Raw genomic sequence first — 1,853 nt, 5'->3', positions numbered from 1 at the left:
CTTTTTCCCAATAATTAGCTTAAACATTTATGGTGTTTTTAAATCAAAAATATTTATTTATAATTAAAAATAACTACTCAAAATCTCTATATTAAATCTATACTTTTAACTTTAGGTAATATTCCTCTTTCATGAGTTATACTGTAGAAGAATTCCAGTCCTTTTCTCACTTGATCTACAGGAACGTTATATTCCTCAATATCAGCCCAGATCGTCTTTCTCACAATTTCTTCGTCAAGATCAGCCTTCTGAGCTTCTCTCATTATCTCCACATCCTTAGGAATAACCTCATCAAGATGGGCTTCAGCATATTTCTTACTTCTTTCATAAATCTCCTTAAATCTCATCGCTAGATCTTTACCTAACTCCTTACTTATTACTACCATCCCCATTGGCATAGGAGTATTATTTGAAATGTTCTTCCACATATCCCACATACTACTAATTCTTACCGTATTAATTCCCAATTTTTTCAAGGCATACATCATCTTAATCTCATGCACAGCAACTAACACGTCACCCTCCTTCCCTAATGCCTTAATCTCATCCAAAACCTTCCTCACTATAATTAGTTTGTGATATTTTCCGATTAGAAGCTTATATAAGGTAAATGCGGTAGTGTTTTGGCCATGAACTATTAATCTACTTTTCTTTATTTCCTCATCGCTCATGCTCTTCACCCCTAATAACGGCATGCCAGTTATACCGTCAGTGGCAGTAGCAACAGCATTGCTTAAAATGTAATAATCATCTTGAATATAAGGATACATGGCAACGGAAGGTACGGATACGTCAACTTCCTTCTTTAAAACTGCCTCATTAATATCTTGTACAGTTGGGATTATCTCAAATTCTAAGTTAAAACCCTCTGGCTTAATCTTTCCCTCAATTAATGGAATAAAGGGATACAAATCGCCCGAATCAGCTAAGGCACCTACTCTTATAGTTACCATATGATAAGTTTATTAAAACATCTTAAAAGTATAAATTAAACGACATGATTAGAGTAGCATTGGGGAGTGAGAACCCAGTTAAAATAAGTGCAGTTAAGGAGGCGTTAGAAACATTAAAATTGGATTATGAACTAGTAGCAGTTAAAGTAGAGAGTGGTGTTAGTTCTCAACCATTTTGTGAGGAGACTTTGATAGGGGCAAAAAATAGAGCTATGAATGCATTAATAAAGACAAATCTAGATATAGGCATAGGAATTGAGGGTGGAGTATGCAATATATACAATAATTTCGTAGCTTTCGCTATCGTTTATATGATAACTAAAAATGGCTTAGAGAATTTTGCAATATCAGCCTCATTTACACTTCCTAAATCTATAGTATCATTATTATTTGATGGAAAAGAGTTAGGTGAGGCGACAGATTTAATATTTAACGTAAAAGAGAGTAAAAAGAAAGAGGGAGCTGTTGGTTTATTAACTAAGGTAATAGATAGGAAAGAACTTTACGTACAGCCAGTGATAATGGCTTTGTACCCCCTTTATAATGTTTCAGTTATGGAAGGATAATAAAATAATACCTTAATTCAGAAATAACCTCCATTTACTAAGCTTTTAAATAACTCTCCTATTTCATTAAGTTTAACTGTATCATGTTCAGACGGTCTTGGTATAGTTGCTAAAAATACTCCATGTTCCTCATGGTTCCCTTCGTCGTATCCCTTTGGTTCTCCGTAAACTGAAAATATAATGAAATCATCTACTTTGTTTACAATCTTCCTCACAGCATCATCTATAATTTTATATACGTCACATTTCTTTGAGACATCCTTATGCAACATTCTATCGATCACCGTTATAGAAGCAATTACCGGGGATTTCTCAATTGACTCAAGTACCTTTG

General features: G+C 33.9%; 2 protein-coding genes and 1 pseudogene. 1 reads left to right on the top strand and 2 read right to left on the bottom strand.

Annotated features, from left to right (window positions below; translation table 11 throughout):
- Positions 1-86: 86 nt before the first annotated feature.
- Positions 87-953, bottom strand: coding sequence for an MqnA/MqnD/SBP family protein (locus DMP16_RS09510; protein ID WP_069283944.1), 867 nt, complete (start codon positions 951-953; stop codon positions 87-89).
- A 44-nt stretch (positions 954-997) separates the two neighbouring features.
- On the opposite strand from DMP16_RS09510, the gene yjjX reads away from it, so the two are divergent.
- A complete protein-coding gene (yjjX, locus tag DMP16_RS09505) occupies positions 998-1,519 on the top strand; it encodes an inosine/xanthosine triphosphatase (RefSeq protein WP_069283943.1) in 522 nt (173 codons plus the stop codon).
- A gap of 17 nt (positions 1,520-1,536) precedes the next feature.
- On the opposite strand, the pseudogene DMP16_RS09500 reads toward yjjX, so the two are convergent.
- A pseudogene (locus DMP16_RS09500) lies at positions 1,537-1,853 on the bottom strand (hypothetical protein); the annotation flags it as partial.

Origin of the sequence: Sulfolobus sp. B1, from assembly GCF_007050195.1 — an archaeon.
Taxonomy (GTDB): Archaea; Thermoproteota; Thermoprotei_A; order Sulfolobales; family Sulfolobaceae; genus Saccharolobus.
This window is presented reverse-complemented; position numbering and strand designations above follow the sequence as displayed.